At 42.0% G+C, this 24,660-nt stretch carries 25 protein-coding genes; 13 read left to right on the plus strand and 12 right to left on the minus strand.

Going from position 1 to position 24,660, the window contains the following annotated elements; genetic code table 11:
• Positions 1-81: 81 nt before the first annotated feature.
• Positions 82-1,242 (plus strand): sensor histidine kinase, encoded by a 1,161-nt coding sequence (locus tag ACFQ1M_RS02315; RefSeq protein WP_386403273.1) that lies wholly within the window; start codon positions 82-84, stop codon positions 1,240-1,242.
• Between the two features lie 86 nt (positions 1,243-1,328).
• Complete coding sequence (locus ACFQ1M_RS02320; protein ID WP_386403276.1) at positions 1,329-1,688, plus strand: hypothetical protein; 360 nt, start codon at positions 1,329-1,331, stop codon at positions 1,686-1,688.
• On the opposite strand, the gene ACFQ1M_RS02325 is transcribed toward ACFQ1M_RS02320, so the two are convergent.
• From ACFQ1M_RS02325 to ACFQ1M_RS02350, 6 genes are all read right to left on the minus strand, one after another.
• The gene (locus ACFQ1M_RS02325; protein WP_386403279.1) at positions 1,677-2,072 is read right to left on the minus strand and encodes an HIT family protein; all 396 of its coding nucleotides are present in this window, start codon (positions 2,070-2,072) and stop codon (positions 1,677-1,679) included. The genes ACFQ1M_RS02320 and ACFQ1M_RS02325 overlap by 12 nt on opposite strands.
• A 38-nt stretch (positions 2,073-2,110) precedes the next feature.
• Entirely contained in the window at positions 2,111-2,440 is a 330-nt protein-coding gene (locus tag ACFQ1M_RS02330) for a 2Fe-2S iron-sulfur cluster-binding protein (RefSeq protein ID WP_386403282.1), read from the minus strand.
• Entirely contained in the window at positions 2,427-3,347 is a 921-nt protein-coding gene (locus ACFQ1M_RS02335) for a sterol desaturase family protein (RefSeq protein ID WP_386403285.1), read from the minus strand. Before ACFQ1M_RS02335 ends, ACFQ1M_RS02330 begins: the two co-directional genes overlap by 14 nt.
• Before the next feature lie 13 nt (positions 3,348-3,360).
• Positions 3,361-4,416: an NAD(P)/FAD-dependent oxidoreductase gene (locus ACFQ1M_RS02340; RefSeq protein WP_386403288.1), complete on the minus strand. Its 1,056-nt coding sequence runs from the start codon at positions 4,414-4,416 to the stop codon at positions 3,361-3,363.
• Between the two features lie 72 nt (positions 4,417-4,488).
• The gene (locus ACFQ1M_RS02345; RefSeq protein ID WP_386403291.1) at positions 4,489-4,731 is read right to left on the minus strand and encodes a NifU family protein; all 243 of its coding nucleotides are present in this window, start codon (positions 4,729-4,731) and stop codon (positions 4,489-4,491) included.
• Positions 4,732-4,735: 4 nt separating this feature from the next.
• Entirely contained in the window at positions 4,736-5,863 is a 1,128-nt protein-coding gene (locus tag ACFQ1M_RS02350; RefSeq protein WP_386403294.1) for an Mrp/NBP35 family ATP-binding protein, read from the minus strand.
• A 147-nt stretch (positions 5,864-6,010) separates the two neighbouring features.
• On the opposite strand from ACFQ1M_RS02350, the gene ACFQ1M_RS02355 reads away from it, so the two are divergent.
• From ACFQ1M_RS02355 to ACFQ1M_RS02365, 3 genes are all read left to right on the plus strand, one after another.
• Positions 6,011-6,847, plus strand: coding sequence for a hypothetical protein (locus ACFQ1M_RS02355; RefSeq protein ID WP_386403297.1), 837 nt, complete (start codon positions 6,011-6,013; stop codon positions 6,845-6,847).
• Between the two features lie 274 nt (positions 6,848-7,121).
• The gene (locus tag ACFQ1M_RS02360; protein WP_386403300.1) at positions 7,122-7,568 is read left to right on the plus strand and encodes a hypothetical protein; all 447 of its coding nucleotides are present in this window, start codon (positions 7,122-7,124) and stop codon (positions 7,566-7,568) included.
• On the plus strand, positions 7,565-7,951 hold the full coding sequence (locus ACFQ1M_RS02365; RefSeq protein WP_386403303.1) for a hypothetical protein: 387 nt from the start codon (positions 7,565-7,567) through the stop codon (positions 7,949-7,951). Before ACFQ1M_RS02360 ends, ACFQ1M_RS02365 begins: the two co-directional genes overlap by 4 nt.
• 50 nt (positions 7,952-8,001) lie before the next feature.
• Here the strand turns inward: ACFQ1M_RS02365 and ACFQ1M_RS02370 are convergent, their stop codons facing one another.
• Positions 8,002-8,331: an MGMT family protein gene (locus ACFQ1M_RS02370; RefSeq protein WP_386403306.1), complete on the minus strand. Its 330-nt coding sequence runs from the start codon at positions 8,329-8,331 to the stop codon at positions 8,002-8,004.
• Between the two features lie 56 nt (positions 8,332-8,387).
• The gene (gene trmB / locus ACFQ1M_RS02375) at positions 8,388-9,062 is read right to left on the minus strand and encodes a tRNA (guanosine(46)-N7)-methyltransferase TrmB (RefSeq protein ID WP_386403309.1); all 675 of its coding nucleotides are present in this window, start codon (positions 9,060-9,062) and stop codon (positions 8,388-8,390) included.
• Between the two features lie 95 nt (positions 9,063-9,157).
• Here trmB and ACFQ1M_RS02380 point away from each other — a divergent pair, with 95 nt between their 5' ends.
• Complete coding sequence (locus ACFQ1M_RS02380) at positions 9,158-10,195, plus strand: glycosyltransferase (RefSeq protein ID WP_386403312.1); 1,038 nt, start codon at positions 9,158-9,160, stop codon at positions 10,193-10,195.
• On the opposite strand, the gene ACFQ1M_RS02385 is transcribed toward ACFQ1M_RS02380, so the two are convergent.
• A complete protein-coding gene (locus ACFQ1M_RS02385; protein ID WP_386403315.1) occupies positions 10,160-11,212 on the minus strand; it encodes a sensor histidine kinase in 1,053 nt (350 codons plus the stop codon). The two genes, ACFQ1M_RS02380 and ACFQ1M_RS02385, sit on opposite strands and share 36 nt — an antisense overlap.
• A 4-nt stretch (positions 11,213-11,216) precedes the next feature.
• A complete protein-coding gene (locus ACFQ1M_RS02390) occupies positions 11,217-11,900 on the minus strand; it encodes a response regulator transcription factor (RefSeq protein WP_386403318.1) in 684 nt (227 codons plus the stop codon).
• Positions 11,901-12,076: 176 nt separating this feature from the next.
• On the opposite strand from ACFQ1M_RS02390, the gene ACFQ1M_RS02395 reads away from it, so the two are divergent.
• On the plus strand, positions 12,077-14,881 hold the full coding sequence (locus tag ACFQ1M_RS02395) for a TonB-dependent receptor (RefSeq protein WP_386403321.1): 2,805 nt from the start codon (positions 12,077-12,079) through the stop codon (positions 14,879-14,881).
• A 40-nt stretch (positions 14,882-14,921) separates the two neighbouring features.
• Positions 14,922-16,235 (plus strand): multidrug transporter, encoded by a 1,314-nt coding sequence (locus ACFQ1M_RS02400; protein ID WP_386403324.1) that lies wholly within the window; start codon positions 14,922-14,924, stop codon positions 16,233-16,235.
• A 75-nt stretch (positions 16,236-16,310) separates the two neighbouring features.
• Here the strand turns inward: ACFQ1M_RS02400 and ACFQ1M_RS02405 are convergent, their stop codons facing one another.
• Complete coding sequence (locus tag ACFQ1M_RS02405; RefSeq protein WP_386403327.1) at positions 16,311-16,664, minus strand: toxin-antitoxin system YwqK family antitoxin; 354 nt, start codon at positions 16,662-16,664, stop codon at positions 16,311-16,313.
• A gap of 433 nt (positions 16,665-17,097) precedes the next feature.
• On the opposite strand from ACFQ1M_RS02405, the gene ACFQ1M_RS02410 reads away from it, so the two are divergent.
• From ACFQ1M_RS02410 to ACFQ1M_RS02430, 5 genes are all read left to right on the plus strand, one after another.
• Entirely contained in the window at positions 17,098-18,300 is a 1,203-nt protein-coding gene (locus ACFQ1M_RS02410; protein WP_386403330.1) for a porin, read from the plus strand.
• Positions 18,301-18,376: 76 nt separating this feature from the next.
• Positions 18,377-20,686 (plus strand): inorganic phosphate transporter, encoded by a 2,310-nt coding sequence (locus ACFQ1M_RS02415; protein ID WP_386403333.1) that lies wholly within the window; start codon positions 18,377-18,379, stop codon positions 20,684-20,686.
• Between the two features lie 242 nt (positions 20,687-20,928).
• Positions 20,929-22,632 carry a T9SS type A sorting domain-containing protein gene (locus tag ACFQ1M_RS02420; RefSeq protein ID WP_386403336.1) on the plus strand — a complete coding sequence of 568 codons (1,704 nt, stop codon included), beginning with the start codon at positions 20,929-20,931 and terminating at the stop codon, positions 22,630-22,632.
• A gap of 70 nt (positions 22,633-22,702) precedes the next feature.
• Entirely contained in the window at positions 22,703-23,680 is a 978-nt protein-coding gene (locus ACFQ1M_RS02425; protein ID WP_386403338.1) for a LuxE/PaaK family acyltransferase, read from the plus strand.
• A gap of 61 nt (positions 23,681-23,741) precedes the next feature.
• Positions 23,742-24,179 carry a YHS domain-containing (seleno)protein gene (locus tag ACFQ1M_RS02430; RefSeq protein WP_386403341.1) on the plus strand — a complete coding sequence of 146 codons (438 nt, stop codon included), beginning with the start codon at positions 23,742-23,744 and terminating at the stop codon, positions 24,177-24,179.
• Positions 24,180-24,266: 87 nt separating this feature from the next.
• Here ACFQ1M_RS02430 and ACFQ1M_RS02435 read toward each other — a convergent pair whose 3' ends face one another.
• Complete coding sequence (locus ACFQ1M_RS02435; protein ID WP_386403344.1) at positions 24,267-24,629, minus strand: hypothetical protein; 363 nt, start codon at positions 24,627-24,629, stop codon at positions 24,267-24,269.
• Positions 24,630-24,660: the final 31 nt, after the last annotated feature.

Below are 24,660 nucleotides of genomic sequence, written 5' to 3' on the forward strand. Positions count from 1 at the left end.
GATTGCATTGCCCATGAAACACTTGCAATAATATCTGTATAATTCGTTTATCTTTAAGATGGAAATGCTTTAAGCAACGCTATGAATTTTAAAGATCAAAACAACAACACGCGACTCGTGTTGATCATTTCTTCCTTTGTCATCGTCTTGATGATCGTTTGGAATACATATTCACTCTTTCAAACTATAAAAAAAGAAGAACGCACAAAAATGGAGCTTTGGTCCATTGCACTGATAGAGTTGGTTCAGAGCGAAGATCTGGAAAAGGATTATGGGAATCTCGTTCTAGAGGTCCTAAGCAGTAATACCTCGACTCCTATTATTCTGGTAGACGAGAATGGCACCATCACCGACCACCGGAACATCGACCCCAAGAAAATCGTGGAAGGAGATACCACATATCTGCAAAAAGTCTTAAAACGCATACGAAAGGAAAATGCTCCGATCCAAGTAAAATATAAGAACATTATCAATGGTAAACTATATTATGGCGACACTTGGCTGCTTCGCACCTTAAAATATTTTCCCATCGCATTAGTGCTTATCATATTCCTCTTCGCTGCGGTAGCTTATTTCTTTTATAGTACCTCCAAAATTTCCGAGCAAAACAAACTTTGGGCAGGTATGGCGAAGGAAACTGCCCATCAAATTGGCACGCCGCTTTCCTCCCTGCTGGGGTGGCTAGAGATATTGCGAGCGGATAACGTCTCTGAGGACACCCTTACTGAAATAAAAAAGGACATCGATCGATTGCAGACCATAACAGAGCGTTTTAGCAAGGTGGGCTCTGTTCCCGAACTAGAAAAGATTGACATTGTTGAAGAGACCAAAAAATCTTATGACTATTTAAAGGCACGTAGTTCTAAATTGGTCTCCTTTGAAGTTGAGTTGCCCGAAGGTCCTATTTATGTGATGGGAAATCAAAAATTATATAGCTGGACGATTGAAAACCTGGTCAAAAATGCCATTGACGCGATGAAGGGAAAAGGCACCCTTAGAATAGAATTGAATCAGCTCGAGGACACCGTTTCATTGTATATCTCTGATACAGGTAAAGGAATTCACAAGAGCCTGCATAAGAAGATCTTCGAGCCAGGATTCACTTCAAAAAAACGTGGGTGGGGCTTAGGGTTGTCTTTGGCGAAGCGGATCATCGAGGATTACCACAATGGTAAGATCAAGGTGAACCATTCAGAATTGGACAAAGGAACGACCATGAAGGTCACGCTAAAATCTGTTTAGGAGTGATGCCTTCTAAGTAAGCAATTCATCCAAATCGTACATTTTTATCGTATTTTCAATACCTACTCGTCCCAAAACTATGAATTATGGAATCTAAATATGTAACTGTCAAAGAGGCAAAGTTGAGCAATCATTGCCCTGAATGTTATACCAACGAGGGCTTACTTCTTCAATTCAAACAACAGCATATCTCGTCACGTCTGTTCAATCGTGTGACCAAAAAACTCGAAGAGGTTCTAGAATGTCAAAAATGCGAGACACGCATCTATCCAGTTCGCTGGGACGATGACATAGAGCGGGTCTACGACTTCCATAAAAAGATGTTCAAACCAAAAAAGGCAAGACTACGATTCACGGCTCTCTTCTATTTGCTATTCTTTCTGATCGTCGTCATTGCTACCGTCGCCTATATCTATGTAGAAAGACCAGAGTTGCTAGGACTGTAGTACTGCTCGTATTTTGGCAGCCGTCGCTTCAAACTCATCGCGCGAAAGCGAGACTTTATGGTTAAATGTCATTTCCTTCATGTCGTTCAATGGAATGAGATGAACATGCACATGAGGCACCTCTAAACCCACCACGGCAACCCCCACTCGCTTGCAAGGAATCGCCTTTTCCAATGCTATTGCCACTTTCCTCGAAAAGAGCATTAGCGCTGCGTATGTAGATTCCTCCAAGTCAAATATCTTATCCTCCTCCTTCTTCGGAACACAAAGGGTATGTCCTTTGGCATTCGGATTGATATCTAAAAACGCGTAGAAGTGATCATCTTCTGCAATCTTATAGCTGGGAATCTCTCCTTTGATGATCTTTGTAAAAATACTAGACATGATGGTCGTTGGTTATGTATGCAATAATACGTTAAACATCAGCTTTCTGGCGCCAAGGCCACTTCAAGGCCGTCCAAATCGGGGGTGATCGGTATTTGGCAGCCCAAACGACTGTTATCTTTTACATGAAAAGCTTCGGCCAGCATAAGATCTTCATCATCGCTCATCTCTGGCAGCTCATGTCCCGAGTTTATATAGCATTGACATGAAGCACACATGGCCATGCCTCCACAGACGCCAATGGTGCCTTCAGGAGCAAGCTCGTATGAACGGACGACCTCCATCAGGTTCATTGCCATATCTGTTGGTGCTTCAACATGGTGTTCAACCCCTTCTCGGTCTATAATTTTGATTTTAACGTCTGTCATAGGATTCTTTTAATTTGGCTCGCAACACTTTCGCTCGCTTGTCCTCACCATCATGACTCCAACCAGGCGCAAAGAAAATATATTTGAGCTTATCCTTCAACTTTTTTGCCCTAGAAACATCGTTTTTTATCGCTTTATATTCGTGTGTCGCTACGATGAAGGGATGGTACGATTCGATATTCTGTGTAAGGCCATATACTGGTTTGGCGTCATACTTTTCTTCAGAAAATGTACCAAACATTCGGTCCCAGATGATCAACACACCGGCATGATTGCAATCTAGATAGCGGATGTTAGATGCATGATGCACCCGATGATGCGAAGGCGTATTGAATATGAACTCTATTGGAGCTGGCAATTTACCCACCAATTCGGTATGTATCCAAAATTGATAAATGAGGCTGATTCCCATCATAGTGAATATCATAAGCGCGTCAAATCCTAAAAGTGGCAACCACAACCAGAAGAAAAATTTATGTACCCGTTCGCCTACTCCTTGTCGCAAGGCTGTGCCAAAATTCATTTTCACGGAAGAGTGGTGAGGCACATGGCCAGCCCAGAAAAGGCGTATCTCATGATTGGCTCTGTGAAACCAATAATAGGTGAAATCCTCTAAAAAGAACAAGGAGATCCAGGCCCACCATTGGCGCCCTACGATATCTTTTAATGGACTTATCTCGTGAAGATAAAAGAAGGCGATGAATGCCAGCGCTTTGGGAAAAAACTCCACAAGAGCGGAAAAGATCAACATCCACATCGATGCGGCGGTATCCTTGCCATAGTAGAGTTCTAAATGCTTCTTCCTACTGATAATGACCTCTAACACCATGGCCACCAAAAATATAGGCACCGCGAAGAGGATCAAATTGTCCTCCAACACATATGCTATGGCTTCATTGAAATTCACCGATCCCTATCGTTTATCCTATTTTCTTTACGACTGCTTTTTCCGCTTCTTTTCGAGAACCGTCAAAACCACTTACGCCACTAACCGTAGTATATTTCATTACATACTTCTTATCGGGATGAATCCGCTGATAGGCACTTTGACACATCAAGGTTGCTTCGTGAAAACCACAAAGGATCAACTTCAGTTTTCCTGGATACGTATTGACATCTCCTATGGCATAGATGCCGGGGATGTTTGTTTGATAGTCCAGCGCATTGTTCACTTTGATGGCATTTTTTTCTATTTCCAGCCCCCAATTGGCGATCGGGCCTAATTTTGGAGCCAATCCAAATAAAGGGATAAAGTGATCGCACTCTAAGATATATGGCTCTTCGGACTGTCTTTTGATCTCAACACCTCTTACCTTACCCTTACCCTTTATGCCTATTACTTCTGCTGGTGTGATGAGATTTATCCTTCCCAACTTAGAAAGTTCTTCTACCTTTTCCACAGAATCCAGAGCCCCTCTAAATTCATTACGGCGATGAATAAGATTCACCTCTCCTGCGACATTTGCAAGATAGATGCTCCAGTCTAAAGCTGAATCACCTCCACCAGCAATGACAACTTTTTTCTCGCGGTAGATCTCGGGGTCTTTGATCATATATTCGACTCCTCTATCCTCGTAGTTCTCAATGCCTTGAATGGGAGGCTTACGTGGTTCGAAACTACCGAGCCCACCTGCAATCGCAACCACAGGCGCATGGTGTTTTGTTCCTTTATTCGTGGTAACGACAAAGCTGCCATCATCTTGTTTTTCTATCGTTTCGGCGCGTTCTCCCAAGGTAAATCCGGGTTCAAATGCTTTGATCTGCTCCATCAGGTTATCGATAAGGTCACCTGCCAGAACTTCGGGATACGCCGGAATATCATAGATAGGTTTCTTGGGATAGATCTCTGCGCATTGGCCACCTGGTTGCGGTAACGCATCTATCAAATGGCACTTTAGCTTAAGTAGGCCAGCTTCAAAAACAGTAAAAAGCCCCGTAGGGCCAGCTCCTATGATAAGTATATCGGTCTTGATCATGTTAATCTTAAACAATTGGGTACTTCAAACATAAGGTCAAAATATATCGTAAGTAATGACAAATGTCTTTTGTTAGACTTCCACATTGATCACTTCTTCGATCTGGGGAGCATATTTCTTAATGGTCATCTCCACCCCGCTCTTCAGTGTCATTTGATTCACACTACATCCCACGCAGGCTCCTTCGAGCTGTACTTTGACAAGCCTATCCTTCTCTATAGCCACTAGCGAAATGTTCCCTCCATCAGATTCTAAAAAAGGTCTTATCTCATCTAATGCCTTTTCCACATTTGCTCTAAGTTCTTCTGTTGTCATATTTCTACTTTTTAACCGCCGAGCATCCTGCCATCGTTGTGATCTTTATAGCTTCGGTAGGCGGTAAGCTCTCATTTCTATTTACGACCTCTTGCACCACATTTCTGGTCAACTTTTCGAAGGCCTCTTCTAAAGCCGTCGCCGTTTGAAGTGCCGCAGGCCGACCAACGTCACCAGCCTCCCTGATACTCTGCACCAACGGAAGTTCTCCGAGGTAAGGAACCTTCAGGTCGTCTGCTAAATTTTTAGCTCCCTCTTTTCCAAAGATATAGTATTTATTGTTTGGTAGCTCCGCTGGAGTGAAATAGGCCATATTCTCTATGATTCCCAAGACCGGAACATTGATACTCTCTTGTTGAAACATCGCCACACCCTTTTTAGCGTCGGCCAAAGCAACATTCTGAGGGGTACTTACGACCACTGCCCCTGTGATGGGTAATGATTGCATAATACTCAAATGAATATCTCCGGTTCCAGGAGGCAGGTCCAATAGTAAAAAATCCAATTCGCCCCATGCAGCATCAAATATCATCTGATTCAATGCTTTCGCGGCCATAGGGCCTCTCCATATCACTGCCTGATCGGGCTGTGTGAAGAATCCTATCGAAAGCATTTTGACCCCATAATTCTCTACAGGCTTCATTTTCGACTTACCGTCGATATTGACCGCTAGCGGACGCTCACCTTCCACATCGAACATCAATGGCATTGAAGGTCCGTAAATATCGGCATCTAAAACACCTACTTTAAAACCCATCTTGGCAAGTGTCACAGCCAAGTTAGCTGTTACTGTAGACTTTCCTACCCCTCCTTTACCCGATGCTACGGCTACGATATTGGTAATTCCGGGAATCGACCTTCCTTTGATCGAAGGTTTCTCGGGTGCTTCTACTTTGATATTCACCTTCACCTTTGCCTTTTCGTAGACCTTCTCGTGGATCACCTTCATGATGTCCACTTCGACCTTTTTTCGGGCCTGAAGGCTTGGATTGGTAATGGTAATATCAACGACCACCTCATCGGCAAAGGTCATAATGTTCTTCAGAGCTCCACTTTCTACCATGTTGGCTCCTTCTCCAGGGACGGTGATGCTTTCAAGTGCTTTTTGTATGTCTTGTTTATTGAGCTTCATCTCTTGATTTCAACGGCTTAATTAGATTCATTCTAAAGTGCAAAGATAGGTGTTCCCGTTAGATTAATGAAGCGTTAGAATTGATTTTGTTTATGGCCTAATTATTGATAAAGTATTTCCTCAAAAAACAACTCATAACCAATGAACATGAAAAAAGGAATACTCTTCACCACTGTCTCGCTATGCTGGGTAACGATGGCTATCGGCCAACAAGGAAAGCTAGACAAATCCAAAAATAGTCTAAGCACCAAGACCCGAGCTACAACGAGCAGAACCGTTTCAAATAGTAATGGCAGCAGTTCGGACGATAATAGCAATTCATTTGCTGAGGATATCGCATTATTCTTTGTACAAATTGCCGGTTATACCGCGTACGGTATTGTGGGAGAATCGCCTTGGGAAGTAGACCGTCCGATGCATACGGCAGACTTTTCCCCATATACCTATTACAAGAACGGTCAGGGCGAGTATAGTCTTACCGATGGGGATACCATACAAACTGTTCGGTTCGACCTCAACTACAATTTTTTAAGAGAAAGTAGTAAATTCAACGGTCATCAATTACGGTTTGAAACACGATTCGCCAGACGCTTCGGTGTAGCGTTGAGTTACCTGAATTTTGTAGAGGATTCCCCTAATTTGGACGAGGACAACCTGTCCATAGTCAGCGCAATGGCAAACTACTATCGTATTCGCACTGAAAAAATGAGCCTTTGGTGGGGATTAGGGGCTACCCACGTAGGTAGCGGAGTCGATGCTACAGGTTTCTCTTACCAAATTGGTGCCCGGGTATTTGTGTTAGACCCTATTAGTCTAGAATCATCATTTAAAGGTAGTTTTATCAACGATGAGACCTTGAACCAATTCAGAGTTTTAGGCAAATACCACTACAGTAATTATTGGCTTTCCGCTGGATATGAACATTTCAAATTAGGTGCTCCGACCGCTTCTATGTTCTCAGTTGGAGTTGGGGTTAGCTTTTAATAGTTAATAGTATTTCTCTTACCTTTTTTTCGTATTTATCAAACTCTTAAAATGAGTTTCTGAAAAATATAGAGTCTGCATTTTTGAGATCGAATTTTAAGAAATGGGCAATCGCAATTTGTGATCATGAATAAATAGTTAAATTCCCTTTTTCACTACAACGTTATAAATTTAAGCTTCGGTTAAGTCGTGCGAAAAACCTTGTTAATGCTGCTTTTTAACGATAATTTTACATCAACATGTTACCGTTAGTAACCATTAAAACCAACTACCGATGAAAAAAGCAATCGTATTTTTCACAGTGCTTTTCAGTCTTATCGCTTGCACGACCGATCCAGTAACAACCGAAGAGCATCTTTCCAAACCAGATCAGGGTTTGCCAGCAAGCGCCCGCAATGCCTCGGCACCGGCAGAAGTGAAGCTTCTTAAAGCCTATACGGCAGACATCAGCAATCCAATTTATCAGGGTATTCAGCGACAATTCACAGTGAAGGTGAAAAACTTGGCCTTCGAAAAAACGGTGGTCATTCACCATAAAAGGAAGGATGGCTCTTGGGTCGATGTAGGTTTGACGTACAGAGGGCCTGCAGAAGATGGATTTGAGATCTGGTATGGAGAAACATCTTCATTGGATACAGAATACGCCAATGAATTTGCTGTTCGCTATACCGTTGATGATCAAACCTATTGGGACAACAATGGGGGCAAAATTATCAAATGACCAATAATAGCGGCACCTTTCTTAATGGCATCGAAGTTTCATATCGAACAGAAGATGCTCGTATCACGCGACACGCCGTTGACTTTAATGTGGATGTTCAGAATCTGAGTTTAGAGAAAAGCGTCAAAATCGTATATACCTTGGATGACTGGGCTACCGTAAAAGAGTTTGAGCTCGATTTTCAACAATACTATCGCGTCGGCTACTATAACTATCTATATAGCCCTAACGCCTTTGATGTTGAACGATGGAGCGGACGTCTTCGCTACGATACCACAAACGATCCGAGGGAAATAGAATTTGCTGTTGCATATACCGTAAACGGCACTACTTATTGGGATAGTAATTACGGCCAAAATTACAAATTGGTGGGTTTATTCTAAATGAAGGTTATAAAAGAATATATGGAAACCCCGCGGCTCGTCGTGGGGTTTTATTTTAGTTCTTTAGCTGGGTCCCAAAAAATTTCTTCAAAATTCTGAATCTGATCGTTCACCACCTCGACACCTTCGTTTTCTAGTAATTGCTGCATCAGATTGATCCCTTGAAAGTGGTGTTTCCCAGTCAAAAGTCCTTTTCTATTCACCACGCGCTGCGCCGGAACGTCCGCGGGACAACTATTCATTGCCCACCCGACCATCCTGGCACTGCGAGCAGCACCTAGATATGTAGCGATCGCGCCGTAGCTGGTCACACGCCCGTAGGGAATGAGTCGAGCTACTTCATAGACCTTTTGAAAGAAGTTTTGGTTTTCTGGTTTCAAAATAAAGTGTTGGTATATTAAACTTTTGGATTCCTGCCTGCGCAGGAATGACAAAATTACTGCAACCTAAATCGGATGTACGTGATCGGTTTTCCTTTTTCTAAATACTGACTTTCGTAAAAAGTCTGAATGCCAGTAACTTCTTCTGGGCTCCCGTGATTTTTATACACATCGTGGTTGGCATATAATACTTCGTGTCCCAAACCATGAAGCAATCCTAGGGTATAGCCATGCATGAACTCGCTATCGGTCTTTAAATGCATCAATCCTTCCTTTTTTAGGATACGCTGATACTTCTTTAAAAACACTTTATTGGTCATTCGATGCTTGGTCCGTTTATACTTGATCTGTGGATCTGGAAAGGTGATCCATATTTCATCGACCTCATCTGCCTCGAAGAAGTTTTCGATCAATTCTATCTGTGTGCGTAAAAAACCCACATTGGCAATTCCCTCTTCTAGAGCTGTCTTTGCACCTCTCCAAAAACGCGCTCCTTTGATGTCGATCCCTATGAAGTTCTTTTCGGGGTATTTTTTTGCCAGATTTACACTATACTCTCCCTTTCCACAGCCCAACTCAAGCACAATGGGATTCGTATTCTTGAAGAAATGCTCGCGCCATTTGCCCTTAAGGTCAAAACTTCCGCTTAATGCCTCTTCCCTGCTAGGCTGAATGACATTCGCGAACGTCTCGTTCTCTTTAAATCGCTTTAATTTATTCTTGCTTCCCACAACCTTTTCTTAATGTAGCGGCAAAATTAAGGAAAACTTTAGCAGCTAAAAATATTCGTACCTTTACTTTTATGAATGAGCCCAAAACAATTCTCGTGGCGCCATTAAATTGGGGACTAGGGCACGCCACCCGTTGCATTCCCATCATTAATGCTTTACAGGACAGCGGGTTCACCCCTTTGATCGCTTCAGACGGGTCGTCCTTGGACCTATTGAAAAAAGAATTCCCTTTGTTAGAAACCATCGAACTCCCGAGTTATAAAATTGAATATGCAAAGAAGGGAAGGCATTTTAAGTTGAAGATGATCAAAGATTCTCCTAAGATGTTCAAGGCCATAAACAAAGAGAGAAAACAAATTGGGAAACTGGTTAGACAAGGGCAAATCCAGGGTATCATCTCGGATAATAGATTTGGGGTTCGCAGTAAAAAAGTTCCTTCGGTATTTATCACGCATCAACTAAATGTACTTACTGGCAATACCACCTGGCTAAGCAGTAAGATGCATCGACGATTCATTAAAAAGTTTGATGAATGCTGGGTGCCCGATGTGGAAGGAACACCTAATCTTAGCGGGAAGCTTGGACACATAAAAAAGCCGTTACCAAATTTAAAATACATAGGGCCATTAAGCAGATTGGGCACGCCAGAAACTATCGACTATTATGATCTTTTGGTCATCCTGTCAGGACCCGAGCCACAACGTACGATGCTTGAGAACAAGCTGTTTGAGGAAGTAAAGGACTTTAATGGAAAAGTACTTTTTATACGTGGAAAGGTAGAAGAAAAGCAAGAACAGTTCGATTTTTTGAACTGCCGCGTATTCAATTTCATGACCTCCAAGGAACTGGAGATCGCCTTTGGCCAAAGCGCCATGGTCCTTTGCCGTTCAGGATATACAACCATGATGGATCTTGCGAAAGTGAACAAGAAAGCATTTTTGATTCCAACACCAGGTCAGTACGAACAAGAATACCTCGCAAAGTATTATAAAAAAATGGGGGTCGCCCCTTGTTGTAATCAAAAAAAATTCAGCATAGACAAGTTAGAAAAAGTGGATGGATATCCGGGATTTGGAGGGTTCTACAAGGAAACCGACCTAAGCGATCTCTTTGGCCTTTTCGAGCGTAAATGAGAACTCCGAACCCACTCCATATTCGCTTTCTACATAGATCTTTTCGTCATGGGCTTCGATAATGTGCTTTACTATAGAAAGGCCCAAACCAGAGCCGCCTTCTTTACGACTACCGCTTTTATCAATACGATAGAAGCGCTCGAACAGCCTTGGAATGTTTTCTGCCTCGATACCTTCGCCATTATCGGTGACACGAACGAGCACCTTGTTCTTCACTAGATTTTCTATACTTACTTCGGTCGTTCCTTCTTCCCTTCCATATTTTATTGAATTCACAATGAGGTTGGTGACCACTTGCTGAATCCGTTCTCTGTCTGCATAGACCATGATCGGTTTGTCATAGACCATGTCAAAGGCCAACGTAATGTCTTGCTTCGCCGCTTTCATCTCGAGGAGCTCAAAGACGTTTCCGACCAATTCGACAATATCAAACTCTTCCTTTTCCAAATTCAGGTCGCCAACCTCAAGTTTGGTGATCATATCGAGGTCCTTCACGATATAGATCAAACGCTCAACGCCTTTGCTTGCTCTTTTCAAATACTTTTTTCGAATATTTTCATCGTCCATAGCACCGTCCAACAAGGTCAATATGTAGCCCTGAACAGTAAAAAGCGGCGTTTTTAGTTCGTGCGAGACATTCCCTAGAAATTCCTTCCGATAGTTTTCTCGGATCTTAAGCGTTTCGATCTCTAATTTTTTATCAGTGGCAAACTTTTCAACCTCTCTTTTTAGAGTGGCCATATCGGTGGTCACTGGTTGTCGCTGGAACGAGGTAGACTCTAACAAAGAAACTTCATCGTAGATATCCTTCACCCTTTTGTAGATAAAATTCTCTACCCGATATTGAAGTATAAAAAAGCAAAAAACAAAGCAAAACAGCGCAAACCATAGAAGTATCCACCAGTTAAGCTCAAAGAAAATATGAAGCAGTATGCCTAAGGTGGGGATTGAAAATAATGCTATAAAAAAAGACGATCGAAGCGCAAATCGATACGACCGTTTTAGTTTTCTGGCCATCTATTTATAAAACAAACTTATAACCTACGCCTTTGACAGTCTTAAAATTATTGTCGCCGATCTTTTCACGCAGTTTTCTTATGTGTACGTCGATGGTTCTTCCCCCAACGATGACTTCATTTCCCCAAACCTTGTCAAGGATCTCCTCTCTTTTAAAGACTTTTCCCGGTTTCGAGGCCAATAGCGAAAGTAGTTCAAACTCTTTTCGGGGAAGAATCATTTCTACGCCATCATTGACGATCTTATATTCCTCGCGATTGATGACCAAGTTGCCAACGGTCATTACCTGTGCTGCGGTATCCTCCTCTTTCAATCTTCTAAGTAACGCCTTCACTTTGCTAACCAATACCTTTGGCTTTATAGGCTTTGTGATGTAATCGTCTGCTCCCGCATCAAATCCAGCCACCTGACTGTAGTCCTCACCACGCGCTGTTAAGAATGTGATGATGGTATTTGATAGTTCGGGTACTTGGCGCATTTGCTCGCAGGCCTCAATACCGTCCATTTCGGGCATCATCACATCCAAAATAACTAAATGTGGATTTTCCTTCTTCGCCTTCGAGACCGCCTCTACACCGTTTGTAGCCGTCGACACCTGATAACCTTCTGTTGACAAATTGTAGCCAACGATCTCCAATATATCTGGCTCATCATCAACCAATAGGATCTTTATGTCCTTTTTCTTCATCGTTATTGCTGCGTTGTTTGCATCAAAAGTAAAGATAATATTAATTCTAAAGACCGCTTAACATTCTTTTAATGTGATAACGTTTAGCTAACACACATATCACAGATGTTTAACCTGAGTGTAACATCATCTTTACTCCTTACCGCTTTCTTTGCCCCAGAATTTAAAAACATCGCATGAAAAGAATATTGGCTCTGATAGCCATCTTAGCAGTCGCTCATGTTTCGGCGCAGAATACGGGATCGATCGTTGGTAATATAACTGACAAAGAAATGAACAACGACCCACTACCTTTTGCCAATGTACTGATCAAAGGAACCACGAAGGGCACTACCACAGATTTTGATGGATTATATCGAATAGAAAATCTAGAACCTGGAAGCTATACCTTGGTCTTTAGTTTTGTCGGATATGAGACCGTTGAGATTTCCGATATTATTGTCGAAGGAGATAAAGCGACCACCGTGGATACCGCTATGGGAGCTGGCAAAGCCGCACAGCTCGAAGAGGTGGTTGTTACAACCACTGTTAAAAGAGAATCGGAAGTTGCCTTGCAGTTAGAACAAAAGAAAGCGGCCGAAATTCAAACTAAGATAGGGGCGCAAGAGCTTTCGAGAAAAGGTGCGAGCGACGTTGCCACTGGCCTCACAAAAGCTTCGGGGATTTCGAGAGCTAGTGACAAATTATATGTTAGGGGTCTAGGTGATCGTTACAATAACGCCTATTTGAACGGACTTCCAATTCCTTCATTGAATCCAAAATTGAAATTGATCGATCTTGGCATCTTTCCAACGAAGATCGTTGAAAACCTGGGTATTTATAAGGCATACTCTGCAGAATTATATGGAGATTTCGCAGGTGCGAGTGTTGATATCGACACAAAGGACAATCCAGGTAGCGGATTTTTGGAAGTTGGTGTAAGTACAGGTGCTAACTCTAATGCGCTATCCAATGATTTCTTTTTACTGAACGGTGGTAAATATGATTTTTTTGGAATCGAGGACGGTTCTAGGAATGTCCCTGCTTTTGTGAATATTCCAAATTATAATTATGTAAGTACCGATATCGATTTCTATCCCTTCGACACTTCATTCAATCCCGAAAAACGTTTCAACGCGCCAGATGGTGGGGCAAACATCATCGGTGGCAAAAGTTTCCAGATAAGTGAAACTCGAAGGTTGGATTTCTTAGTGAGTGCATCCTTTGGTCAAAATCACAACACTGCTCTTAACGGTATCGAAGCAGCATACAACTCACAAGGTGAACCTATCGGCTTTGGCCGTTTTGAAAATGTTAGCAGATACCAATATAGCACTAACACCACCATCTTGGGGAGTATCGGCTATCGATGGAACAACAATAACAAGATCGTGGCTACCACATTATTTGTAAATGATACCCAAGACGAACTAAGATCGTTTGTAGATGGTGTTGGAGGTGAAGATACCGATGTTAAGATCCGACTGCGTCGAGGTACTTTTGAGCAGAACAATCTCTTCACACAACAACTTACGGGAGAACATAAATTCAACGACAGAAAATATGTACTGAATTGGGGTGCCGCATACAACAAGGCCCTAGGGTACACGCCAGACAGAAGGCAACTCTTTTTTACCGAACTCCAGAATGGAAATCTTGTCTTCGGAAATCGGGTTAGTCCTGACCTAGCGAACAACCAACGCTTCTATCAGGTGTTGAACGAAGAGGATATATCCGGAAAGTTTAGCATGGACATCAACTTTGATAAAGACGATACGGAAGCTTACCAGAGTAAGTTTACCATGGGTGTCGACGTAAGAGCTAAGAATAGAAACTTTGAAGCGGATCAGCTCAACTACAATCTCAATGGTTTTATCAACGAAAATGTTGACTTCAATAATCCTGATGAATTTTTGAATGAAGGTAATTTCTTAAATGGTCTTTATGTAGTTCAGGAAAACTTGAATCCCACTAGGATCTACAAAGCAGATTTTAAAAACTTTGCAAGTTTCGCTGTCGTTCAAAAGAAATTGGGAGACAAGCTTACCTTGAATGCAGGTGCTAGACTTGAAAACTTTGAACAAAACGTCTTCTACAGACAGATAGAAGATCTTGAAACCAGTCCGTTTAGAAGTGAGACGATCAATGAGCTTTTTGTATTACCGAGTATTAGCTTCAAATACGAGCTTAATGAAAATGCCAACCTTCGCTTCGCGGCCAGCAAGACGGTAACCCTTCCAAAATTCACGGAAGTGGCTCCATTCTTAGATGAGGATGTCACAGAAGCCACATTGGGGAACCCGATCGTCACCAATTCTGATAACTATAACCTAGATATAAAGTGGGAATATTTTCCTGAATCGACGGGAGAAGCATTTGCCGCCACCCTATTTGGTAAGTATATCGAAAATCCGATCGAAAAGGTCTATGTAGCCTCCGCTTCCAATCAAAATACCTTTATCAACTCAGAGAGCGCCAAAGTCTATGGTGTAGAGATAGAAGCCAAGAAGAATATCGGAAGCCTCTTGGGTGCAGCCGAAAATAATGTTTGGAGTGTTGGACTAAATGCGACACTTATGAAAACAGAAGTCGAGATAGACCCGAATACAGTGACCTTTAACGGTTCTAATATTGCACCGACCAACAACAACCGAAGATTACAGGGAGCTTCTCCATTTATTATTAATGCAGATATAAGCTATAGCAAGGAAATGAAAAATCACAAGCTTTCTTCAACATTGGACTTCAACGTCTTTGGAGACCGCATTTATTCTGCAGGTGGCAATGGTGTTGGAGATATTTTTGAGAGAGGATACGGCACCCTCAATTTCAACTTCAAGGATGAGATCGGAAAACATTGGGAATTGGGTCTGAGCGCCAAAAACCTTCTGGACCCTTCAATAGAAAGATTTCAAGACCAGGCGGATAGAGGTGAAGAATATATTACCTACGATTTTAATATCGGTATCAATTTTAGCCTTGGGGTAACCTATAAATTTTAACTGCAAACACAAAATAGCAACGAACATTTAATTTATCACAATGACAACAATTAGCAAAAAAATCTTTGGAGTGACCGCAATTATGGCAATGGCCTTCCACTCGTGCACGATAAATGAAGATACTATTGGCGATGTGACCATCATCCAAGGCTCTGGAAACAATGGCGACAACTGTGTGATCTTAGAAGGACAAATCACTTCTGACCTAAACTTAACAGCAGACAACTGCTATCAGTTGCGAGGTGGTGTATCGGTCGTAGATGGCGTTACATTGACCATAGAAGCGGGGACGACCATCCAAGCCGGTTCGGACGGTGGCGTTTTCTCTTATTTAGCCATAGAACAAGGTGCCAAGATCATGGCAGAAGGCACACAGTCACAACCTATCGTATTCACGTCGGATAAATCAACACCAAACCCAGGAGATTGGGGTGGATTGTTGATCGCTGGAAAGGCCCCGATAAATCGAGCCGCAGTTTCGGCAACTACCGAAGTTGCCAATTTAACCTATGGAGGTAATGATTCGAATGATGATTCTGGGATTCTGAGATATGTGCGCTTGGAATATACGGGTGGTAAGATCAACGATGATGCGGAATACAATGGTCTTTCGCTATATGGCGTTGGAAATGGCACCACCATCGAATACGTTGAGGCATATCTTGGCAACGATGACGGCATAGAGTTCTTTGGAGGAACAGTAGACTTAAAGTATGCCGTAGTAATTGGTGCAGGAGACGACTCTATCGATTGGACCGACGGTTGGGTAGGACGCGGGCAATTCTGGATCGTACAGCAGACCGCGCTAGCTGGGGACAAGGGAATTGAAGCCGACAACCTAAACTCTACTCCAGACGCAATTCCATTCTCATATCCGACAATTTCTAATATTACCCTTATCGGTGCCGAAGATGGTGATGGCACCAACAAGGGAATCGAATTTAGAGCGGGCACTAAAGTTGCTGCTTACAACATGATCATCAAAGGTTTTCCTGGGATAGGAATCGAGGTCGATGACGATCAAACATTGATCAACTTCAATGCTGGAGAAGTCGAGGTTCGTAACTCTATCATTGACAACGTAAACTCTTTTGACCTTGATCATGATGGAAACGCCGCTTTCGACCTTTCGGATTTTGCAACTTACAGTAATTATACATTAGACGGTTCCGGGGCTCCTTTCAACAGTGACGGTACTGCTGTACCAGATGATTTCCAGATTTCTGGATTTAGAGGCTCATACACAGCAAACGCCTTTGACCCGACTACTTTAGATGCTTGGTTCAGTTCGGCGACATTTGTCGGCGCCTTGCAAGAAGGAGACACCTGGACTTCAGGATGGGTGAGATTGTAGTTTAAACGAAGGACATTGAGTAAATAAAAAAGCCGCGCAAATTGCGCGGCTTTCTATGTTCTATTTTTCGATGCCTTAATTCTTAGCAACGGTACTTTTCTTCGACCACTCGCTCACGTTAGCAATAGTATAATCCTCATAAGTTACCTCCTTCAAGGTGTCTGCATTCCAAAAGAACCACTTTCCTACTTTTTTACCATTGTCATAATTCCCAATGGCAACCTTTTTGCCTTCAAGGTCATAACTCTTCCAAGTACCTTGTAGCTTTCCTTTGCTATTGTAGAAACCATGTTGTGCTATCTTACCATTATCGTGATAGTAGGTAGCTTCTGTTAATTCTCCTTTCTTCTCAAACTTGGGTTTTATCTCTTGAGCAAAAGCCATGGAAGAAACCAATAGCAAGGTGATTGTTAGAGCGAATATTTTCATGGGATGTAAGATTTTATCAATTACCTATTACGAAGATAGTAATTAATTTACATTGAAACAACTTTTTCGTAACATTGAATTAACATTGAAAAAATGACCCATAGAATTGACCTAAGCACAAAATAAGTTCAACATATTTCTCTTTACCCATTCTTCAATTCCTTTCACAAATTTTAATAAATACATAATGTTTTCATCACATAGGGGCCTTAGAAAATAACGAAATTTGCACCGTCTAGAAAACGTTTGACAGACTGTATTTCATAGATCTATTAGTTTTTGTCGACTTAGATTTTATTGAAATTCTCAGGCTACCTTGGCCAGGTAGCCTTTTTATTTTGGTCATTTTATCTTTCACTCAATAATAATCTCAGAGAAACATTAAGTTAACATTATTATTAGTTCTTTGCAGCGACAAAAACTAGTAATCCTAATGAAATTAAAATTTATTGTGACGGCAGTCCTTCTATTTACCTTCTTAGAAGCTGTCTCTCAGAAAACCCCCGCACCTGAATTTGGTAAAGGCATCCTTAACCTAGTAGGAAAAGATAGCACTTGGAGCATGAAATTTGCTGCGAGAATGCAGTTCCTGTATAATTCTAACTGGGACGTCCAAAATGGAGATGTCATCAATCCTGAATTTGACTTCTTAGTAAGACGTGCACGTTTAAAGTTTGATGGTTTTGCCTATTCTACAAAACTCAAGTATAAGTTAGAGCTCGGACTTTCTAACAGAGACATTTCAGGAGCATCAGAGTTTACTGGTAATTCGGCGCGATATATCCTAGACGCGGTCGTTATGTGGAATTTCTATGAGAACTTCGAACTTTGGTTGGGACAGACCAAATTGCCGGGTAATGTGGAACGGGTTATCTCTTCAGGAAATTTGCAATTGGTAGATCGTTCACTTGTCAATAGCCGTTTCAACATTGATCGTGATATGGGCATTCAACTCCGACATCACTTTAACCTAACAGACAAGTTTCTAGTTCGCGAAAAGTTAGCATTCTCGCAGGGGGAAGGTAGAAATGTTACCTCAGGGAATCTTGGTGGCCATCAATACACTGCGCGTTTAGAATTGTTACCCTTCGGCACCTTTAAAAGTAAAGGGGAGTATAGTGGCAGTGATCTAAAGCGCGAAGCAAAACCAAAATTGATGCTCGCCGCGACCTATGACTTCAACCAAAACGCTGTAAAGAATCGAAGCAATCTAGGTTCTTACATGGTGAATGACGTAGGATTTTACGAGACCGATATCTCCACACTATTTGTGGATGCCGTTTTCAAGTATAAAGGGTTTTCTTTCATGGGCGAATACGCTGCCCGTGAAGCAGATGATCCCATCGCCAAAAATAGCGACGGAACTCCAACCGGTGATGTGGTGCAGGTCGGTAATGGCATCAACTTGCAGGCGGGCTACCTATTGAAGAGTAACTGGGAAGTTGCGGGTCGCTATACCAATATTAGCCTTGATAGAAATATTACAGGTAGAGATATAGAGAATCAGTACACTCTTGGTATTTCAAGATTTATTGTAGGGCACAAACTCAAGGTGCAAAGTGACCTTAGCTACTTATCGCTTGCCGATAACAATGGCCAGTTAATGTACAGACTTCAATTTGATATACATTTCTAAAACATCAAATAATGTTTTGGTAACGTTACCTTGGCTTTCAATTTAGATATTTGCACGCTATTTTATTTTTTGGATTATGGATAATATTTATTTGTTGATGATTATTGCGCTGGCCGTCTTGGCCATCGCAGATCTTGTGGTAGGAGTTAGCAACGATGCAGTGAACTTTCTGAACTCCGCCATTGGTTCTAAAGCGATCTCTTTTAGAACGATCATGATCGTTGCGAGTATCGGTATTGCTTGTGGAGCCATTTTCTCGAGCGGGATGATGGAAGTAGCTCGGAAAGGAATTTTCAATCCAGGGATGTTCAATTTTGAGCAGATCATGTTCATCTTTATGGCCGTAATGATCACAGATATTTTGTTGCTCGATTTCTTCAATACCTTAGGGATGCCGACCTCAACAACCGTATCTATCGTTTTTGAACTCTTAGGGGCTTCTGTCGCCATGGCATTGGTCGCCATTGGTGCAGACGGCGGAAACTTCGGAGATGTAGTCAATTATATCAATACCTCCAAGGCCTTACAGATAATTTCAGGAATTCTATTATCGGTCGTGGTCGCTTTTTCCATAGGTGCCATCGTACAATGGATTTCCCGTTTGTTGTTGTCCTATGATTTTGAAAAGAAAGCGAAATGGGTAGGTGCCATTTTTGGCGGAATTGCCTTGACATCTATCGTTTATTTCATTTTGATGAAAGGTATCAAGGGCACAGCAATCGCCGGCGAAAGTTTCGATATTATAGGTGGCGCAACCATTAAAGACTTCTTAGAGAATCAAGTATATTTTATTATCGCCGTTAGCTTGGTGTTATGGTCGATCATCTCTTACATATTGATCGCTTTTGTAAAAACAAATATCTATAAGCTGATCATTGGTGTAGGTACTTTTGCTCTTGCTTTGGCTTTTGCGGGGAACGACCTGGTAAACTTCATCGGGGTGCCAATAGCAGCTTACCAATCTTTTGATGCATGGTCAGCATCAGGAATCGCGGCTACAGAATTTAGCATGGACGTTCTAGCGAAAAAGGTTCCGACTCCGACATTTTTGCTATTCATCTCTGGTATGGTCATGGTGGTGACATTATGGTTTTCGAAAAAGGCGCGCTATGTAGCTGAGACAGAAATTAACTTATCTAGAGAAGGAGAAGCCAGAGAGCGTTTTAATCCCAACTTCCTTTCAAGAGGATTGGTTCGTTTTACCATTTTTATGTCGAGAGGTCTATCATCTATCATTCCTGCTGGCGTAAAAGCAAATATGGACGAGAAATTCAAAAAGCCAGTTATTGCGCTTCCTAAAAATAAGACACATGAACTCCCTGCTTTTGACATGGTTCGTGCAGCTGTAAATCTTATGGTAGCCGGTATATTGATCTCTATCGCTACTTCGTACAAATTACCGCTGTCTACCACCTACGTCACTTTTATGGTGGCCATGGGGACCTCTTTGGCCGACAGAGCTTGGGGCTCGGAAAGTGCCGTATACCGTGTTGCAGGGGTATTAAATGTTATCGGCGGTTGGTTTATGACGGCGATCGTCGCCTTTATCGCCGCGGGAACCATACTCGTTCTGATCAATTTTGGTAAAGGTGCCGCAATAGCGATACTATTGTTTGCCGCTATATTACTATTAGCGAGAAATTACATTGCGCATAAAAGAAAGTCAAAAGAAATAAAAGCCGAAGACCAATTGCAGCAAGCTGAGAGTAGCTCGGTTCAAGGAGTGATCCATGAAAGTGCCGATAATATTTCGGCCGTAGTCAATCGAGGAAATAAGATCTTGACCAATGCAATGAAAGGATTGGCAAGACAAGACCTTCCACTGTTAAAGAAGAACAAGAAGAACATAGTGAAATTGTCCAATGAAATAGATGATCTAAGAGATAATATCTTCTATTTCATAAAGAATCTCGACGAATCTAGTATTGGAGCCAGTAATTTCTACATCAATGTCCTGAGTTATTTACAAGATATGACGCAATCACTTGAATATATCTCTAAAGTGAGTCATAAACATGTGAATAATAATCACAAGAAATTGACCTTCAGTCAAATAAAAGAGCTAAAAGAGGTCGATGATGCCTTAGAGAACCTTCTGAATCGCACCAAGGAAGCTTTCGACTCTCGTTCTTTTGAACAAATTGGCGATATTCTCAATAACAAACAAGCCGTTTTTGAAATGGTGAAACAGAAGATCCAAAAGCAAGTGGAACGCACGCGTACTGAAGAGTCGAGCCCGAAGAATACCACCTTGTATTTTGGGCTACTCTTAGAGATCAAAGATCTTATTACTGCCATGATGAATCTTTTACAGGAATATCATAATGCTCATGATAGTTCTGTTGCGCCAGCGACGATAGAGAGTCTTCCAGTCGAAAAGGAGTGATCTTAATAAAAAGCAAAAAGGTGATGGAGCATTCCCTTTTACACAACCGAGTATCGTCAGGTGCATAGAGGTGTTTCTTAAATCTCTGGGATAAGGTGCGGCCACATGAACATATTCGGTTACGATTGACTTGGTATGTGACCAAATAGTTAAGAATACCTTGATTATCGTTCTCCCGACGTCCAAAACGCGACGAAGATTTCGTATATTTGATACAGTCTAATACACTAAATAATCAAACAATGAAACGAAATTACTTTTTAGTGCTTATCACCCTCATGGTAAGTACATTGTCTTTTGGGCAAATTTGGACAGAGGACTTCGAATCGTACACGAACAATACCGGAATCCAAGGCCCTGGAGTTACCAACTCTGGAGATTATCCAGCAGGTGTGACCAAATGGACGCTCGATGCTACCAACGCAAACATGACCGCAACCTCAGATTGGGCATGGACCGAAACGGGTGTTTTCAGTTTTAGGGATACTGACGGCACAGGAGGAGTTATCTGGGAATCTGAATCCATTGATATTTCAGGAGCTACAGGTCCTGTAACTTTTCAGCTTACAGCCTCTAATAATGCTGGTGGTTTTGAACCCCTTGACTTTTATGATGTTTCCTATAGTATTGATGGAAGTCCTTTTACACTCATCCAAAACTGGAATGGCCTAGGTGATGCGACACATACCATCTTAGGAGAATCCGGAGGTGCTGATTGGAATACCGTAGAGACCATCCAACAAGCCGGAATCACGGGAAGCACCTTACAGATCCGAGTACAAGTTTTGGTCAATGCAGGAGCGGAACAATTCTTTTTAGATGATATTTCCGTCTTTGAAGGAACTCCTCCTCCGAGCATCACTATCACCAACCCAGCGGATATGACCGTATTCGCTCCAGGCACGACGAATGTGAATTTGGAATATGTGACGGCGAACTTGGTTGGAGGTGAAACTGTGAATGTCACGGTAAACGGAAATACCACAAACGGTGTTTCTAGTCCTTTTCCAATCGCCACCGCCGATGGACAAACCTATAACGTCACTGCCGATCTTCTTGATTCAGGAAGCATGGTTGTCGATACGCAATCCATCTCCTTCAGTGTAGCTTCTGCCACGGCTGCCGCGAACATTGCTGCAGTAAGAGCTGGTGCTATCGACCAATATTTTACCTTGACCAATGAGGTGTTTGTGAATTTTGTAGCAGGAAACTCGAGGAACCAGATCTTCATTGCAGACGCCTCTGGCGCCATTCTCATCGATGATCCTTCTGGAGTGATCACTACCACTTACAATACTGGAGATGGAATTACTGGTCTCACTGGACAACTTTCTCAGTTTGGTAACATTTTTCAATTTAGACCATCTCAGGACCCTGGTGCTGCAACAACTACAGGAAATCCACTCGTTACCGTTTCTGCGACGATCTTGGATATTTTGAATAACTTCAATAATTACGACTCTAGTTTGGTAGAAATAGCGGATGTCACCTTTGCTGATGCCGGAATGACCTTTGCAAACTCTACCAATTACAGTATTTCTGACCCATCGGCAAGAGCTGCCACCACATTAAGAACACAATTTGCCGCGGCTGGCCTGGACGGACAGACCATTCCGACAGGGCCTACACCGATCCGTGTATTGGTAGGTGAATTTAGTGGCACACCACAGGTATATCCTGCTTCGGTTGGAGGTATCTTGTCTAATGAATCTTTTGATGCAGGTGAACTTCGCATCTATCCGATCCCTGCAAAACAATATGTGAACATCTTTACTACAAGAGGGTTGGACGTGCAAGTACAGGTATATAGTATTCTTGGCAAGAAAGTACTCGAAAGCTCAATCGCTGACAACAGGTTGAATATTGGGTCGCTCGCCACTGGAATTTATATTCTTAGAGTCACAGAAGAGAATAAGACCGCTACGAGAAAATTGATCGTAGAATAATATAATTCACATATCATGAGAAAGCGTCCTTTTAGGGCGCTTTTCTTTTTTTGAGCTACTTTTGCAATGCATGGATCCGAGCGATATATTTAACATACGATCAGATGAGGAATTCAATCGACTAACCCTCGATATCTTTAAGTATCAGCACGAAAACAATGATGTTTATCGTTCCTTTTGTGACCTCTTGTATGTTCACCCAAGCGATGTGAGTAAGATCGAAGACATTCCCTTTCTTCCCATAGAATTCTTCAAGTCGCGCGAAGTTCTCTCTTCAACAAAAAATACTCAGAAGACCTTTACCAGTAGCGGAACAACAGGGAATACCACGAGTAAGCACCATGTAATTGATATACAACTCTATGAAACGAGTTATTTGAAAGGGTTCGAGCATTTTTATGGCAATGTCGAAGACTATACGATATTGGCACTACTCCCCTCCTACCTAGAACGCGAGGGTTCTTCGTTGATATATATGGTTCAAGATCTCATTGAACGTTCCAAAAATAAGGATAGCGGATTCTACCTCAACAATTTGTCCGCTTTAAATGAAAAACTCAGCGCATTGGAGGCCTCGAGAAAAAAGATATTGCTCATCGGCGTGTCCTTTGCATTATTGGACCTTATTGAAAAGTATCAATTTCAACTAGAACATACCTTTGTCATGGAAACAGGTGGTATGAAAGGGCGAAGAAAGGAGTTGATCCGCACAGAGCTTCACCAACTACTGAAAAAAGGTTTTGGTCTTGATAAAATACATTCGGAATATGGAATGACGGAGCTATTATCCCAGGCCTATTCTAAAGGAGAGGGAATTTTTAAGTGCCCCCCATGGATGAAAATATTGATCAGAGACCCTCAAGATCCGCGCTCCATCCAACCATCGAACAAGACGGGTGGCATCAATGTGATCGACCTTGCCAACTTCAACTCTTGCTCCTTTATCGCAACACAAGACCTTGGAAAGATCTATGAGGATGGCGAATTTGAGGTGGTAGGCCGATTTGACCATGCCGACATCCGAGGTTGCAATCTGATGGTGCTATAGCAAGGTATCGCATTGTAAGGCTACGCTCTTCATTTCGACCAATCTAAATAATACCTTTGCTATGAAATTTTCAATTATTGCCTTCTTGCTCGTAGGCTATGCTTTTGGCCAAACGGACATCTATCAGAAAAGAGGTTATGCGATAGGGGGTTATGATATCGTATCCTACTTTGATGGCGTCGTTAAAGAAGGTGACAAAGCCCTTAGTTCAGAGTTCAATAAGGTTACCTTTTTATTTTCTTCGAAGGAAAATCTAGAAAAGTTTACTGCTGAGCCTGAAAGATACCTTCCCGAATATGGTGGATTTTGCGCGTATGGTGTCGCTTTGAATAAGAAAGTGAAGGTCGATCCAAAAACTTATGAGATCAGAGATGGAAAGCTCTATCTTTTTTATAATAGCTGGGGAATGAATACCCTGACGCGTTGGCAAAAAGCAAACCCAGATAGCCTGAAATTAGTCGCTGACAAAAATTGGGAAAAGATAAAAGGAAAAGGCTAATTTTTTCATGTTTGACTGTTTTTTAAGGTTATTAGCCGAAAGAACCCCGTCATAGAAATGATGGGGTTTCTTTTTTAGCATTTGCGATCAACGATCGATCACTTGTGAAACCGCTTCCTTATCATCATTGAATATCATGACAGCTCCAGCCGTAAAAACGGCTCCCAAACCTATCATTTTAAAAGGCGAAAGTCTTTTTCTCTTTATTTCAGCTATCTCAATTATCGGAAACTTCACAAGGGTCGCATTTCGGGTCTTCGCGATGATGGTGTCGTTCATGACCTCTTCTACCAGCACATCCCACTGCTTTCCCTGTTTCAATATGAATCTATATGCCTTTCCCGACTGGATATCTTCATCAGCTTTATGCTCTAGCACCTTATATGAATAGCATCCTTGCAAAAGAAAGCATCCACAGAAAAGCACTTTGATAACACCTCTATACCTCATCCGTTCTGAATACCGATATCTGAATATATTT

It is taken from the genome of Sungkyunkwania multivorans, from assembly GCF_042675645.1.
In the GTDB taxonomy this organism is placed as follows: Bacteria; Bacteroidota; Bacteroidia; order Flavobacteriales; family Flavobacteriaceae; genus Sungkyunkwania; species Sungkyunkwania multivorans.